The sequence below is a fragment of the Anaerocolumna sp. MB42-C2 genome (assembly GCF_030913705.1).
Lineage (GTDB): Bacteria > Bacillota > Clostridia > Lachnospirales > Lachnospiraceae > Anaerocolumna.
Map to the genome: position 1 here is coordinate 6247662 of NZ_CP133190.1, position 15174 is coordinate 6262835.

The 15174-nt window shown below is 42.6% G+C and carries 21 protein-coding genes and 1 pseudogene; all 22 read left to right on the top strand.

Going from position 1 to position 15174, the window contains the following annotated elements; all coding sequences use genetic code 11:
• Nucleotides 1-95: 95 nt before the first annotated feature.
• The 22 genes and pseudogenes from RBU59_RS27725 to RBU59_RS27825 all read left to right on the top strand — a co-directional run bounded on the left by RBU59_RS27725 (nucleotide 96) and on the right by RBU59_RS27825 (nucleotide 15025).
• Nucleotides 96-683, top strand: a complete 588-nt coding sequence (locus tag RBU59_RS27725; protein WP_308145696.1) for a P27 family phage terminase small subunit — start codon at nucleotides 96-98, stop codon at nucleotides 681-683.
• Nucleotides 680-1921, top strand: a complete 1242-nt coding sequence (locus tag RBU59_RS27730) for a site-specific DNA-methyltransferase (protein ID WP_308145697.1) — start codon at nucleotides 680-682, stop codon at nucleotides 1919-1921. The genes RBU59_RS27725 and RBU59_RS27730 overlap by 4 nt, the downstream gene beginning before the upstream one ends.
• Nucleotides 1914-2321, top strand: a pseudogene (locus RBU59_RS28710) (DNA cytosine methyltransferase); the annotation flags it as partial. The gene RBU59_RS27730 and the pseudogene RBU59_RS28710, both read left to right, overlap by 8 nt.
• A 105-nt stretch (nucleotides 2322-2426) precedes the next feature.
• Nucleotides 2427-3590, top strand: a complete 1164-nt coding sequence (locus RBU59_RS27735) for a DNA cytosine methyltransferase (RefSeq protein WP_330698432.1) — start codon at nucleotides 2427-2429, stop codon at nucleotides 3588-3590.
• Between the two features lie 86 nt (nucleotides 3591-3676).
• Complete coding sequence (locus RBU59_RS27740; RefSeq protein WP_308145699.1) at nucleotides 3677-4444, top strand: virulence protein; 768 nt, start codon at nucleotides 3677-3679, stop codon at nucleotides 4442-4444.
• Nucleotides 4437-4661 (top strand): DUF4314 domain-containing protein, encoded by a 225-nt coding sequence (locus tag RBU59_RS27745; protein WP_308145700.1) that lies wholly within the window; start codon nucleotides 4437-4439, stop codon nucleotides 4659-4661. Before RBU59_RS27740 ends, RBU59_RS27745 begins: the two co-directional genes overlap by 8 nt.
• A gap of 151 nt (nucleotides 4662-4812) precedes the next feature.
• On the top strand, nucleotides 4813-5712 hold the full coding sequence (locus RBU59_RS27750; RefSeq protein WP_308145701.1) for an amidoligase family protein: 900 nt from the start codon (nucleotides 4813-4815) through the stop codon (nucleotides 5710-5712).
• Between the two features lie 31 nt (nucleotides 5713-5743).
• Nucleotides 5744-6208 (top strand): gamma-glutamylcyclotransferase family protein, encoded by a 465-nt coding sequence (locus RBU59_RS27755; RefSeq protein WP_308145702.1) that lies wholly within the window; start codon nucleotides 5744-5746, stop codon nucleotides 6206-6208.
• Complete coding sequence (locus RBU59_RS27760) at nucleotides 6201-6386, top strand: DUF5049 domain-containing protein (protein WP_308145703.1); 186 nt, start codon at nucleotides 6201-6203, stop codon at nucleotides 6384-6386. Before RBU59_RS27755 ends, RBU59_RS27760 begins: the two co-directional genes overlap by 8 nt.
• Nucleotides 6387-6467: 81 nt before the next feature.
• On the top strand, nucleotides 6468-8075 hold the full coding sequence (locus RBU59_RS27765) for a terminase large subunit (RefSeq protein WP_442871696.1): 1608 nt from the start codon (nucleotides 6468-6470) through the stop codon (nucleotides 8073-8075).
• A complete protein-coding gene (locus RBU59_RS27770) occupies nucleotides 8072-9325 on the top strand; it encodes a phage portal protein (RefSeq protein WP_308145705.1) in 1254 nt (417 codons plus the stop codon). The genes RBU59_RS27765 and RBU59_RS27770 overlap by 4 nt, the downstream gene beginning before the upstream one ends.
• On the top strand, nucleotides 9322-10008 hold the full coding sequence (locus RBU59_RS27775) for a head maturation protease, ClpP-related (RefSeq protein WP_308145706.1): 687 nt from the start codon (nucleotides 9322-9324) through the stop codon (nucleotides 10006-10008). The genes RBU59_RS27770 and RBU59_RS27775 overlap by 4 nt, the downstream gene beginning before the upstream one ends.
• Before the next feature lie 19 nt (nucleotides 10009-10027).
• Nucleotides 10028-11233: a phage major capsid protein gene (locus tag RBU59_RS27780; RefSeq protein ID WP_308145707.1), complete on the top strand. Its 1206-nt coding sequence runs from the start codon at nucleotides 10028-10030 to the stop codon at nucleotides 11231-11233.
• A gap of 13 nt (nucleotides 11234-11246) precedes the next feature.
• Entirely contained in the window at nucleotides 11247-11459 is a 213-nt protein-coding gene (locus RBU59_RS27785; protein WP_308145708.1) for a Head fiber protein, read from the top strand.
• A gap of 20 nt (nucleotides 11460-11479) precedes the next feature.
• Complete coding sequence (locus RBU59_RS27790) at nucleotides 11480-11800, top strand: head-tail connector protein (RefSeq protein ID WP_308145709.1); 321 nt, start codon at nucleotides 11480-11482, stop codon at nucleotides 11798-11800.
• Between the two features lies 1 nt (nucleotide 11801).
• Nucleotides 11802-12137 (top strand): head-tail adaptor protein, encoded by a 336-nt coding sequence (locus RBU59_RS27795; RefSeq protein ID WP_308145710.1) that lies wholly within the window; start codon nucleotides 11802-11804, stop codon nucleotides 12135-12137.
• 5 nt (nucleotides 12138-12142) lie between these two features.
• Complete coding sequence (locus RBU59_RS27800) at nucleotides 12143-12574, top strand: HK97 gp10 family phage protein (protein WP_308145711.1); 432 nt, start codon at nucleotides 12143-12145, stop codon at nucleotides 12572-12574.
• Nucleotides 12571-12912 (top strand): hypothetical protein, encoded by a 342-nt coding sequence (locus tag RBU59_RS27805; RefSeq protein WP_308145712.1) that lies wholly within the window; start codon nucleotides 12571-12573, stop codon nucleotides 12910-12912. Before RBU59_RS27800 ends, RBU59_RS27805 begins: the two co-directional genes overlap by 4 nt.
• A gap of 3 nt (nucleotides 12913-12915) precedes the next feature.
• A complete protein-coding gene (locus tag RBU59_RS27810; RefSeq protein ID WP_308145713.1) occupies nucleotides 12916-13506 on the top strand; it encodes a major tail protein in 591 nt (196 codons plus the stop codon).
• Nucleotides 13507-13521: 15 nt separating this feature from the next.
• Nucleotides 13522-13914 (top strand): hypothetical protein, encoded by a 393-nt coding sequence (locus RBU59_RS27815; RefSeq protein WP_308145714.1) that lies wholly within the window; start codon nucleotides 13522-13524, stop codon nucleotides 13912-13914.
• Nucleotides 13915-13967: 53 nt separating this feature from the next.
• On the top strand, nucleotides 13968-14102 hold the full coding sequence (locus RBU59_RS27820; RefSeq protein WP_308148671.1) for a hypothetical protein: 135 nt from the start codon (nucleotides 13968-13970) through the stop codon (nucleotides 14100-14102).
• Between the two features lie 206 nt (nucleotides 14103-14308).
• Nucleotides 14309-15025, top strand: coding sequence for a sulfite exporter TauE/SafE family protein (locus RBU59_RS27825; RefSeq protein WP_308145715.1), 717 nt, complete (start codon nucleotides 14309-14311; stop codon nucleotides 15023-15025).
• Nucleotides 15026-15174 lie beyond the last annotated feature (149 nt).

Below are 15174 nucleotides of genomic sequence, written 5' to 3' on the forward strand. Positions count from 1 at the left end.
ACCTTTTAAGACGGACAGCGGCGTGGAGTCACACGCACAAAAATTACGGTTCAAACGGGGGATTGACCCGTGCCGTGCAAAGGAGATGATGGAGCGTGGCAAAAGACGGTACAAATAGAGGAGGACGTCGGGTTCGTGCCGGCGATAAACCGAAACCTCTTGCTGATAAAATTAACTTAGGAAAGGCAGCAAAGGTTTTAGAAGCTCCGGACTTACATCCTGAGTCAATATTAGAGGCAGATGAGTTAGAGGTTGAGGCGGATTTGTTTGGTGAGGATATGCCAGAACCAAGCGAATACCTAAGTGCAAGGCAGAAGGACGGAAGACCGCTGGGTGCCGATGCTCTGTTTAAGGAAACCTGGAAGTGGCTGAGAGAACGTGGGTGTGAGAAATTCGTTAACCCAAGGCTCATTGAAGCCTATGCCCAGGCATTCACTCGGTATATCCAATGTGAGGAAGCAATTAGTATTTATGGTTTGCTGGGAAAACACCCAACCACAGGTGGTGCCATTGCAAGTCCCTTTGTGCAGATGAGTCAGTCGTTTCAAAAACAAGCGAATCTAATCTGGTATGAGATATTTGATATAGTAAAACAGAATTGCACCACAGCTTTTACCGGGAATCCGCAAGATGATATTATGGAGTCTCTGCTGTCGGGCAGGAAAGGACGGTATAACCTATGAATTCAACAGAACGCTTTGAAAAAGTAAACATAGACCGACTGGTGCCGTATGCTAGAAATGCTCGCACACATAGTAAGGAGCAGATACTACAACTTCGAGCTTCACTACGTGAATTCGGATTTGTAAATCCTGTCATCGTGGATAAGGATTTAAATATAATTGCAGGGCATGGACGAATACTTGCTGCTAAGGAAGAAGGGGTAACCGAAGTACCCTGCGTGTTTGCAGAGCATCTGAGCGAGGCACAGAAGAGAGCTTATATTCTTGCTGATAACCGCCTTGCGATGAATGCCGGCTGGGATGAGGAAATGCTCTCAGTAGAAATTTCAGATTTACAAGCATCTGACTTTGATGTTTCACTCTTAGGATTCGATAATGCTGAACTAAATAAACTGTTGGGTTCTGGTGACGAAGTTAAGGATGATGATTTTGATGTTGACAGTGAACTTCAAAAGCCTGCGGTAACGAAGTTCGGTGATCTATGGATTTTGGGTAAACACCGGCTTGTCTGTGGTGATAGTACGAAACAGGAAACCTATGATTTGCTCATGGATGGAAACTTGGCAAACCTTGTAGTAACGGATCCACCTTATAATGTTAACTACGAAGGAACGGCAGGTAAGATTAAAAATGATAATATGGCTGACGAAAAATTCTATCAGTTCCTTTTGGACGCATTCACCCTCACCGAAAAGGTGATGGCAAAGGATGCGTCTATTTATGTGTTCCATGCAGATACGGAAGGATTGAATTTCCGCAGGGCATTCTTTAATGCAGGGTTCTATCTTTCCGGTACCTGCATCTGGAAGAAGCAGTCGCTGGTTCTGGGGCGTTCCCCATATCAGTGGCAACATGAACCGGTGCTCTTTGGTTGGAAGAAGGTAGGAAAGCACGCCTGGTACTCAGACCGAAAGCAGTCAACTATATGGGAATTTGATAAACCAAAGAAGAACACAGACCATCCTACCATGAAGCCGGTACCGCTATTGGCGTATCCGATTATAAATTCCAGTATGACCGGCTGTATTGTTCTTGATCCTTTTGGGGGTAGCGGTTCTACACTTATCGCCTGTGAACAGACAGGAAGACACTGTTACATAACTGAGTTGGATGAGAAGTTTTGTGATGTAATTGTAAGACGGTATATTGAACAGGTTGGTAGCACGGAAAATGTATATCTCATTCGGAGTGGCGATAAAGTACACTTTGATGATGTGGAGGTGCCGGTTCATGAATAGACAGCTTACCATCCTCTCTTTGTTTGATGGTAGTGGTGGTTTCCCTCTTGCAGCAATACTGTGTGGGATTCGACCTGTTGCTGCGTCAGAAATTGAACCATTCCCCATAAGGGTTACGACAAAGCGGATACCACAAATGAAGCATCTTGGAGATATTACAATCATTGATGGTTCCAAGATTGAGCCTGTTGATATTATATCTTTTGGTTCGCCCTGCACTGATATGAGTATCGCAGGAAAACGAAACGGATTGGACGGAAAACAATCCGTCCTTTTTTATGAGGCAATCAGAATAGTAAAGGAAATGAGGTGTGCTACCGATGGCAACTATCCAAGATTTATATTGTGGGAAAACGTGCCAGGCGCGTTCTCATCAAACAAAGGAGAAGATTTCAAAGAAGTCCTCGATGCAATCGTGCAGATTGCAGAGCCGAATGCCGAGGTGCCTTCGCCTAACAAAAAGGGATGGCCTTATGCCGACATTTATGTGGGTAGCGGATGGAGCTTGGCTTACCGAACTATCGATGCGCAATATTTCGGAGTCGCCCAACGGCGCAAAAGAATCTACCTTGTCGCAGATTTTGGAAGTGAGTGTGCCGGAGAGATTCTCTTTGAGCCCCAAGGCTTGTCAAGGGATTTTACGCCGAGCTTTGGCGAGGGGCAAGCAGCTGCCGGAAGTTCTAAGGGAAGCATTGGAGAGCCAATCTGTGTGTTAAATGATCAAGGCGGTTCATTTATGTCAGTTACGAAAGATTTAACTGCCACACACCGTGCCTGTATGGGCGATAATCAGCAGGCAGTGATGGTAGAAAACCATCCGGCAGATAGTAGGATAAAGATAGATAAAAGCGGTAAAGTACAGACCCTTACTTCTCGAATGGGAACAGGAGGCAACAACGTTCCATTAACATTAAAGATTCGTTCTGGCTGTGAGGGCGGTGGCAAAGGAGCGCTGCTTCAAGAAAATAAATCTGCAACACTATCAACAGTCAATGATCAGTCGGTTTTTGTACCAAAGCCAATGAGTATAGCAGGAAATATCATCGACCGTTCGGAAAAGAGCGGTGGTAATGGACTTGGTATCAATGAGGATATTTCTTTCACTTTAAACACCGCTGACCGCCATGCTGTGGTCTATTCTATGCCCGATGTCCCATTCCATACAACATACAGTGAGAACATAGCATCAACTTTGCTTAATAGGGATTACAAAAGTGCTCAGCTCGTTTCTTACGGAATTGACCGTGCGGCTTTTAACCAGGGAAGCAATGCACTTTATAAACCTTCCGTGGAGAAGGAACAAGCACAGACACTTGTTTCAAGAGGTCCAGGCGCGGTAGCTAAACCAGAGAAGTCAAGATATATCGTGAGAAGACTTACTCCCCTAGAATGTGCTAGACTACAGGGATTCCCCGATTGGTGGTGTGAAGGACTTGAAACACCAGAACCTACGGAAGAGGAAATTGTCTGGTGGTCAGATGTATTTGAAACACATCGTCGCATCTGTGGTACTTCCACGAAAGCAAAGACTAGAAAACAGATAATCAAATGGCTTCAAAATCCACGGTCCGATTCAGCAGAATATAAAATGTGGGGCAATGGAATTGCTCTTCCCTGTGTCTGCTTTGTAATGTATGGGGTTGTAAAAGTAGCAGAAAGAGAATTGTAATCTCTTTCTTATAAAATAAATCACTTGCTATATTACAGCTTTAGAGTGATATATGTTACTACCAAAATGAAAGGTAGGAAAATAAAATGATAGCTCATTACAACATAAGAAGCACGAACCGAAAGGAACTGGCCATAGCGGTCAGTGAGATAATGAATAAACCGTTAGATTACAAAGGTGCACCAACCTTTAACTATGCGGTTGGTGATTTTACCATTGGCAAGTACGGAGAGCTTTCTGGGGAACTTACGCAGGAGCTGTTAGATGCTCTTGCAGAGAGAGGGTTTGTTGATCCTGAAAGTGGAAGGGCATTTATTCTTGAAGAACTTATGGAGGAGCCGGTAGAACTTTACATACCGGAGTTGGTACCGCAGAGGAATTATGACTGTGACTATTATTACGATGGTCCTTCTCCGAATGATGTTCCCGGAAGGCTTACGATTGAAATGCCAATGGAAGGGTTTAATGAACATTCTCTTATAAACCTAGAGCGGATGATTGCAAGCAAGTCAGAACTTATCAAGAAAGCTATTGGTGCTGATGAACTCCAAATCGAAAAAACAGAAACCACAATTAAGTTTCCTTGGTTTTTTGCAGAAGCAACAAGCGATGAGTTGAATGCGTATTCCCACTTTGTCAGTGCCTTATGTAAAGTGGCGAAGGAACATTCCAGAGTGACAGCAAAGGAGAAGCCCGTGGATAATGAGAAGTTTGCTTTTCGTGTATTTCTTATTCGCCTTGGATTTGTGGGCAACGAATTTAAAGCCGCTCGAAAAATTCTACTGAAAAACCTTATAGGCAACAGTGCTTTCAAAAATGGAAAGCCACAGACGGAGGTAAGTGAAGATGAATAGATACCCATCAAAGGAAACTGTAGAACAACTTCGCAGAGAATACCCCGTTGGAACTCGTGTTGAATTGGTACACATGAATGACCCTTATGCAAAGCTAAAACCAGGGGATCTTGGTACTGTTCGTACGGTTGATGATATTGGAACGATTTTTTGCAACTGGGACTGTGGCTCATCTCTTGGGGTGGTGTATGGAGAGGATATCATTAGAAAGCTATAAATGTACACACATATTAAGACTATATTTTCATTATGTTTGTGTCTTTTATTCCCCTAATATCGCTTGATAATTACCTCTTTTAGAGTGATATATGTACATGCGAAGAACAACAGCATCGCAAAAAGTACATTACTTAAGGAGGAAAACTACAGTGTTTACAAACAGATTTGGAATTGAAATTGAATTTACAGGAATTACGAGAAAGGATGCTTCGAGGGTAGCAGCAGAATTCTTGAATGGCACGGTAACTGAGATGGGCGACTATTACGACACCAAGAAGGTAACAGCTCCAGACGGTAGGGTATGGAAGCTTATGTATGACGGAAGCATTTCATGCCAGAAGAAACAGGGTGGTACCAAAGTAAGCACAGGTAAGGATTACAGCGTAGAGTTAGTTAGCCCAATATTGACTTACAAAGAAGACATTGAAACCTTGCAGGAACTGGTTAGAAAGCTTCGGCAAGTAGGTGCTTTTGCTAACTCCTCCTGCGGTATCCACATCCACCTTGACGGTTCAAACCACACGCCAAGAAGTATCCGTAACTTTATAAACATCATTGCAAGCAAGAACGACCTTTTTTACAAGGCACTACAGATAGCACCAGCGAGAATGGGTTACTGCAAAAAAATGGATAGCCTTTTGGTAGAGAAGATGAACCAAAAGAAACCTAAGACGATGCGAGCAATTGAGGAAATCTGGTATGAAGGATACAGCGAAATATGCAGTCAACACTATCACCAGAGCAGATACCATTTCCTGAACCTGCATAGCTTCTTTACTGGAAACCACACAGTAGAGCTCAGAGGATTTAATTCAGAGTTACATGCAGGCAAGATTCGAAGTTACATTGTTCTTGCTCTTGCCTTAAACAATCAGGCACTGACACAGAGAAGTGCATCGGCAAGGAAACCGCAAACGGAGAATGAAAAGTTTGCAATGCGAACCTATCTAAACCGCATCGGATTCATTGGTGAGGAATTTGCCAACTGCAGAGAGCACCTGACAGCCCATTTGGACGGATCGGCGGCGTGGCGATTTCGGGCTGCCTGAAAGAACGAAAGATTGATGGAGGAAAACGAGAATGAATAAAAATGTTAAACTATATATCGCCTACGGATCGAATTTGAATTTAGAGCAAATGGCATACCGATGCCCCACAGCAAGAGCTGTTGGGGTAAGTGAATTGAAGGACTATACGCTCTTGTTTCGAGGCGCACACGCAGGAGCGGTGGCAACGGTAGAGCCTTTTAAAGGTGGCAGTGTTCCTGTGTTAGCATGGGAAGTTACCCCTACAGATGAAGCTTCTCTTGACCGTTATGAAGGCTGGCCATTCCTTTACCGTAAGGAAAAGGTTCAGATAAAACTGAATGGAAAGAGCATCAAAGCTTTTGTTTATATCATGAATGATGGAAGACCGTTGGGACAGCCAAGCAGCTACTACTATACTACTATCTTGGAAGGATATAAGGATGCGGGCTTTGATGTGAATATTCTGCGACAGGCAACAAAGGATTCGGTGGAATCAGAGGAGGAGTTGTGTGAATGAAAAGTTAAAGGAGCAAATCCTTACCATACGAAATAGTGGGATTACCAATATGTTTGATATAGAAAGAGTACAGTCCATTGCCAATGAACTTGATTTTTATGAACTCGTGGTGTACTTATTAGATCACAGGGAAGATTATAGCCACTTTATCTTAACCGGAAAGGCAACCGAAAAATAAAATTACTGTAAACAAAAATGAGCAAAAGCAAAGAGTTTCCGTATAGGTTCTTTGCTTTTGCTCGTTTTACCTTAGGAGGTGGTGCTTTTGCGGAAATTAAAAAAGTACAAAACAACTGCCTTTATGAGTAAAGACTCGTATTATGATAAAGCGTCAGCTGACTATGCCGTGTCTTTTATAGAAGCTCTTTCCCATACCAAAGGGTCCTGGGCAGGGACATCATTTGAACTCATCGACTGGCAGGAGCAGATAATCCGAGATTTGTTTGGCGTACTCAAACCGAATGGATTCCGTCAGTTTAATACAGCCTATGTAGAAATCCCAAAGAAGATGGGAAAAAGTGAGCTTGCCGCAGCCATCGCCCTTCTGCTTACCTGTGGTGACGGAGAGGAGCGAGCCGAGGTATATGGGTGTGCTGCAGACCGTCAGCAGGCATCAATTGTATTTGAGGTGGCAGCTGATATGGTGCGGATGTGTCCAGCATTGTCAAGAAGAGTGAAGCTTTTAGCTTCCACTAAGCGTCTGGTATATCTTCCTACCAACAGCTTCTACCAAGTTCTTTCTGCAGAAGCTTACTCCAAACATGGCTTTAACATACACGGAGTAGTATTCGATGAGCTCCATACACAACCTAACCGAAAGCTGTTTGATGTTATGACAAAGGGCTCTGGGGATGCAAGAATGCAACCACTATATTTTCTGATCACCACAGCAGGAACCGATACCCAGAGCATCTGCTATGAGACCCACCAGAAGGCAGTTGATATTTTGGAAGGGCGAAAAAGGGATCCAACCTTTTACCCCGTGATTTATGGAGCAAAAGAGGAAGAGGATTGGACGGACCCTAAGGTGTGGAAGAAAGCAAATCCGTCTCTTGGAATTACAGTGGGACTTGATAAAGTTAAGGCGGCTTGTGAGTCCGCAAAACAAAACCCTGCAGAGGAGAACAGTTTCCGACAGCTTCGTCTTAATCAATGGGTAAAGCAAGCCATCCGTTGGATGCCAATGATGAAATGGGATGCCTGTTCTTTTAAAGTATCTGAAGAAGAACTAGAAGGGCGAATTTGCTATGGTGGACTTGACCTTTCCAGTACAACGGACATTACAGCCTTTGTGTTAGTATTCCCGCCAATAGACGAGAATGATAAATTTAGTATCCTGCCTTATTTTTGGATACCAGAAGAAACCATCGACCTTCGTGTAAAGCGTGACCATGTTCCTTATGATGTATGGAAAAAGCAGGACTTTCTGCAAACGACAGAAGGAAATGTAGTTCATTATGGCTTTATTGAAACATTTATTGAAAAGCTAGGTGAGAAATTTAATATCCGTGAAATTGCTTTTGACCGTTGGGGTGCTGTTCAGATGGTACAGAACCTTGAAGGTATGGGTTTTACGGTAGTTCCTTTTGGACAGGGATTTAAAGACATGAGTCCGCCAACAAAGGAACTTATGAAATTGACACTCGAGCAGAAAATTGCTCATGGAGGTCACCCGGTTCTTAGGTGGATGATGGATAACATCTTCATTAGAACTGACCCTGCTGGTAACATTAAAGCGGATAAAGAAAAATCTACGGAAAAGATAGATGGAGCAGTAGCAACGATAATGGCGCTTGATAGGGCAATCCGTTGTGGAAATGAGGCAGGGGCTTCTGTGTACAACGAAAGGGGGTTACTAATTTTATGAGTATATTTTCATCGATATTTCGCTCAAGGGACAAACCACAAAATCGTATCGGTGGTGGAGGGTCATTCCTTTTCGGTAGCACAACCAGTGGCAAAAATGTTAATGAGCACACCGCGATGCAAACCACGGCAGTGTATGCTTGTGTAAGGATACTGGCTGAAGCTATAGCAGGTTTGCCACTACATGTTTACCAATACCGATTGGATGGCAGCAAGGAACGTATTCCTCAGCATCCTTTGTATTATCTTCTTCATAATGAGCCAAACCCAGAGATGACTTCATTTGTGTTTCGAGAAACACTGATGAGTCATCTTTTATTATGGGGAAATGCTTATGCACAGATTTTGCGAAACGGTCGAGGGCAGGTTATTGCACTTTATCCTCTACTGCCATGCAAGATGGAAGTTAATCGAGCACCAAATGGAGAGTTAGTTTACAAATATTATCGTGATGCTGACGAAAGTGTACTGAACCCTAAAGGTGGTTATGTCACACTTCGCAAAGATGAGGTACTCCATATCCCTGGTCTTGGTTTTGATGGACTGGTTGGTTACAGTCCTATTGCCATGGCGAAAAATTCAATCGGTATGTCACTAGCAACTGAGGAGTACGGTGCATCCTTTTTCGCCAATGGTGCTAATCCTGGTGGTGTACTGGAACACCCTGGGGTAATTAAAGATGTTCAAAGAGTTAAGGAGAGTTGGAATAGTGCTTATCAAGGCAGCGGCAATGCTCATAAAGTTGCCGTATTGGAAGAAGGCATGAAGTTTCAAGCAATTGGAATTCCACCAGAGCAGGCACAGTTTCTTGAAACACGGAAGTTTCAAATTAATGAGATTGCAAGAATATTCCGCGTACCACCTCATATGGTGGGTGACTTAGAGAAGTCAAGTTTCTCTAACATAGAGCAGCAATCGTTGGAATTCGTAAAATATACCCTTGATCCATGGGTGGTACGTTGGGAGCAGAGCCTTCAGCAGTCGCTAATTTTACCTTCCGAGAAATCATCACTGTTTATCAAGTTCAATGTGGATGGTCTTCTTAGAGGTGATTACCAAAGTCGTATGAATGGCTATGCCGTCGGGCGGCAGAACGGTTGGATGTCAGCTAATGATATCCGGGAGCTGGAGGATATGAACCGCATCACTACTGAGGAAGGTGGAGATTTGTATCTGGTCAATGGCAATATGACAAAACTGGCTGACGCAGGAGCGTTTGCCAAAAATCAAGTAAAGGAGGTCAGCAAATGAAGAAGTTCTGGAACTGGGTGCGAAATTCTGATGAAGAACGCACTCTATATCTCAATGGGGTAATATCTGATGAAACATGGTGGGGTGATGAAGTAACACCTAAGATGTTCAAAGATGAATTGCTGGCTGGCACCGGTAATATCACGGTGTGGATTAATTCTCCTGGTGGTGATGTATTTGCAGCAGCTCAGATTTACAACATGCTCATGGAGTATAACGGAAGAGTCACTGTAAAAATCGATGGGCTTGCAGCAAGTGCGGCTTCTGTTATAGCAATGGCAGGTGGAGATGTATATATGTCCCCGGTTTCCATGCTTATGATCCATAACCCATCAACTATTGCGATAGGCGATAGTGAGGAAATGCTGCGTGCAAAGGCTCTACTAGATGAGGTCAAGGAAAGTATTATTAATGCGTATGAGTTGAAGTCGGGTCTTTCTCGAACTAAACTATCACATCTAATGGATGCGGAGACGTGGATGAATGCGAATAAAGCCATTGAACTTGGCTTCGCTGATAAGGTTATGTTTACCGAAGGAGAAAAGACTAGCACTGACAGCCTTATCTTCTCACGCATGGCAGTAACGAACTCCATTATCAAAAAGCTGCCGAAACAATCTAAACCGAAAATAGGCACCCCAATTGAGTCGCTTGATAAGCGACTTTCTTTAATTACCCACTAATTTGAAGGAGGATATTGCAATGAGTAAAATTTTAGAACTGCGCGAGAAACGTGCAAAAGCATGGGACGTAGCAAAGGCATTTCTTGATACCAAACGTGGAGGCGATGGTCTTTTATCCGTTGAGGACACCGCTACCTATGACAAGATGGAGGCTGATGTTGTAGCACTTGGTAAAGAGATTGAGCGATTGGAACGTCAGGCATCGATTGACCTGGAACTCTCGAAAGCAACAAGTAACCCTATTACCAATACACCTTACAAAGGTATGGAAGAAAAGACTGGTCGAGCATCTGCCGAGTATAAAAAGGCATTCTGGAATGCTATGCGTACCCGTGGTGGGGAAGGACTTGATCCGGTTGTGAAAAATGCACTGCAGGTTGGAACTGATACCGAAGGTGGATACCTTGTTCCCGACGAATTTGAACGGACGTTGGTAGAAGCACTTGAGGAAGAAAATATCTTTAGAAGGCTTGCAAAAGTTATAACGACTTCTTCTGGTGATAGGAAAATCCCAGTTGTTGCGTCGAAGGGTACTGCATCTTGGGTTGATGAAGAAGGTGCGATTCCAGAAAGTGATGACAGCTTCGGTCAAGCTTCCATCGGTGCTTACAAGCTTGGAACTTTGATTAAGGTTTCCGAGGAGCTTTTAAATGACAGCGTGTTCAACATTGAAGCTTATATTTCTAGAGAATTTGCTAGACGAATCGGTAATAAAGAAGAGGAAGCTTTCTTTATAGGTGATGGTACAGGCAAACCAACTGGAATACTTGCTGCAACAGGCGGTGCTCAAGTTGGAGTAACTACAGCAAGTGCAACTGCCATTACCATTGATGAGTTGCTAGATCTGTTCTACTCGTTAAAAGCACCTTATCGTAATAAGTCTGCATTCATTATGAACGACGCTACGGTAAAAGCAATCCGTAAGCTGAAAGATGGTCAAGGTCAGTATTTATGGCAGCCTTCCTTACAGGCAGGTACTCCTGATACTATTTTGAACCGCCCTCTGTATACTTCGGCATATGTACCCGCAATTGCCACAACTGCTAAGACAATTGCATTTGGTGATTTCAGTTATTACTGGGTTGCTGACCGTCAAGGTCGTATGTTTAAGCGTCTGAACGAACTTTATGCCGCAACTGGGCAGGTAGGTTTTGTTGCTACTCAGCGTGTAGATGGCAAGCTGATTCTGCCGGAAGCTATCAAGGTTCTCCAGCAACACGCATAAGGAGGTTTGATTTATGAGTTATAATTCAAAGAATTATATGCAACAAGGCGCAGAAAAGTGGGTAATCGGTGGCGCGTTGGAAGTTTTACCGGGAGCAACCGTTACTGGACTTCCTACTGCAGCATACCAAGCTGATAGTGTAGCCACAACAATTGAGGGATTGGTGACTGACTTTAATGCACTGCTTGCGAAGTTAAAAGCATCAGGGCTAATGGCAGATGAATAGCGAGTAAAGGAGGCGGTGGTATGGCAATTGCAGATAATCTTCTTCCAAAAGCCAAAGCAAATCTGATCCTGTCACATGATGAGGACGATGGTCTTCTTATTCAGTACATTACAGCTGCCATATCCTATGCAGAAAGCTATCAGCACATTCCAGTCGGTTGGTATGAAACGCATACCATGCCACCTACCACTGAGCAAGCAATTATTATGCTGTCTGGTCATTTCTACGAAAGTAGAGATGGCTCGACAGCAGGCTTTTTTGCCGATAATGTGCAAGCAGGACAACAGGTGTGGAACACAGTAAATCTTCTTTTACGACTTGACCGAGTATGGAGTGTGTAATATGAGCTATGGAAAGATGAATACACCAATTGATATTGTTCAGACCGTTATCCAAAAAGACAGTGAGGGGTTTGCGACACAGACGGATACGGTATTGGCATCCGTTCGGGCATACCGAGAGGAGCGTCATGGGAGCGAGCGATGGGCTAACCAATCAGTATTTCAAAATGCGAGTGCTCTGTTTCGATTTCGTAGGATTCCCAGTTTAATAGTAACCACGAAAATGACCATTGTCTGTATGGGAGAGAGATTTCGTATCCTAAGTGCAGAAGATGTCCGTGGCAGAAAAATGTATAGCGAGGTTCTTACAGAGAAGTTGGAACCTTCCGTGAGGTGATAAGAATGGCTAAGTTGCAAGCAAAACTACCGGAAGATTTTTTGCAAAAGGTATCTCAACTAGGTAATCAAACAGATGAGATACTTCCAAAGGCGCTAGAGGTAGGAGGAGAAGTGGTGCTAAATAAGGTTAAGGATAATCTTCGTTCTGTCATTGGTAGTGACACAAAATATCCTTCAAAAGCCACAGGAGAGCTTCAAAGATCACTTGGACTATCAAAAGCAATGATTGATAAGAACGGCAACCATAATGTGAAGGTAGGTTTTGCAGAGCCACGTTCCAATGGAGTTTCCAATGCTAAAATAGCAAGTATTATCGAATATGGGAAACATGGTCAGCCAGCAAAACCATTCCTAGCACCAGCAAAATCTGCTTCCCGGCGTGCCTGTGTAGCCGCAATCGTATCAAAACTCGAGGAGGAGATAGGGAAGATATGAGTATTCTGACAGAGCTTATTAGTTATTTTGATAATCTACCAATTCCCGTGGAAACGGGGGTATTTAGTGATACAGCGCCTGATGTCTATGTTGTAATTACACCAATTGCAAATACCTTTGGATACTTTGCGGATAACCGCCCTAATTATGATGTTCAGGAAGTACGTATCTCCTTATTTTCCAAAGAAAACTATCAACAAATCATTGCACAAATTGTGGGTGATCTGCTTGAATTAGACTTCACGTTGACAGACCGTCGCTACCTTGGGTACGAAAATGATACGGGGTATCACCATGTTGCGATAGATGTAGAAAAATATTACGGATTGGAGGAATAGTAAATGGCAACAATTGGTCTTGATAAATTATACTATGCATCAATTACAGAAGATACATTAGGAGAAGAAACGTATGGCACTCCCAAAGTATTAGCCAAAGCGATAAGTGCTGAGTTATCTGTGGAACTAGTAGAAGCAATTCTATATGCAGATGATGGTGCTGCTGAAGTAGTAAAGGATTTTAACAATGGAACACTTTCTCTAGGCATTGACGATATTGGTACGTCAGTAGCTTCGGATTTAACCGGAGCAACAGAAGATGATAACGGTGTACTAATATCTGCAAGTGAGAGTACGGGAGCACCAGTCGCAGTCGGTTTTCGCGCTAAGAAAGCCAATGGGAAGTACCGTTATTTTTGGCTTTACCGCGTGAAATTTGGTCTCCCTGCAACCAATTTACAGACGAAGGGTGAATCCATCACCTTTTCTACACCTACCATTGAGGGAACGGTGATGCGAAGAAATAAATTAGATGGTAATGGGAAACATCCTTGGAAAGCAGAAGTTACCGAAGGGGATGCAGGAGTTCCGGCACTTGTTATCACCGGTTGGTATACACAGGTTTATGAACCGGTATACACACCAGCACCTTAATAGGAGGATTATACGATGGATCAGGAAAGAAGTGCCACGATTCAGATTGGTGGCAAAGAGTTTGAACTAATATTAACCACGAGGGCTACAAAAGCAATTGCAAACCGTTATGGTGGGCTTGAAAACCTCGGAGAAAAATTGATGAAATCTGAGAACTTTGAGATGGCATTGGATGAGATTGTGTGGCTTTTAACTCTTTTAGCAAATCAGTCCATTCTGATTCACAACCTCAGGAACAAGAATACACCAGAAGATTTGTTGACTGAGGAAGAGGTGGAACTACTTACTTCGCCACTTGATTTGGCAGCTTATAAGAATGCGATTACTGAAGCTATGTTTCGAGGTACTAAGCGTAACGTGGAGAGCGAGGAAGAAGGTATTGGAACAAAAAACGTGGAAGTCGGGTAACGGACAATGAAGTCTTTACCCGGCTTTATTATTACGGAACCGTGCAGATGGGTATGAGCATAGATGAATTCTGGCTTATGCCCATCGGTTTGTTTTTGGATCTATGGGCTTGTCATAAACAGTTTCTTGGGATGGAAAAGCCAAAGAAACTTATTACGATTGATGACATTATCCCTAATGGTATATGAATTTTTAAAAGTGGAATATGCCTATATAAATCATTAGGGATAAGAGAAGAAATTTAAATTGTTAATATGTATGGAAAAATAACGTAACTTGATTTATTATATATTTATTGGAAATTGTAATCGAAGGATTTATTTTATTATAGTGACAAATTTGAAATTGTCTAATGGATTGTATAGAAGGAAAAACAGAACTTTGAGGGGTAGAAATGGAAATACTAATTTTATTCGTAGGTAGCTTTTTAGCAGCGTTGGTATCTGGAGCGGCAGGATTTGGTGGTTCATTGCTTCTTCTTCCTGTAGCAACAGCATGTGTTGGAGCAGATATGGCTGTTCCTGTATTAACCATTGCTCAGCTTATAGGTAATATAGCAAGAATGACTACAGGCTGGAAACAGATTGATTGGAAATCAGTAGGGTTATTTTCTATAACATCGCTTCCATTAGCAGCACTGGGTGCTTTTGGATTTGCACTTTTGCCGAAAGATATCGTAACAAGATGTATTGGGTTAGCGTTAATTCTTTTGGTTATATTTAAAATTTTAAGCAAAAGAGATTTACCAAGATCGAAAGGAACACTCTTAGTAGGCGGTGCGGTTACTGGTGGTTTATCAGGATTGTGCGGAAGCGGTGGACCCATTGGAGCGGCAGTTTTTTTATCTCTAGATTTAGCTCCAGTCGCATATATTGCTAGCGAGGCAGCTACAGCAACAGCTATGCATATTCTTAAAACAATTATTTATAGCAAACTAACTAATATGAATTATCGTGCTTTGTTGATTGGGCTTACAATGGGATTGTGTATGATTATAGGAACATATGTAGCAAAGCATTTTATAAAAAAAATGGAAAAGGGAAAATTCCAAAAATATGTAGCAGTTTTGTTGTGGATTGTTGGAATATACATGGCGGTTTGTGGTGCATAAGATTTCTTTTGAACTCTAATTTATAGAGATGATTTAATATATAGTTGTTAGAAAATAGGTCACAATTGTTTACAACAGCAAAATAAAAATAGATATATAAACGAATCAATACGTATCTTAGGGGCAATCAAAAGGTTGCTCTTTTTTCA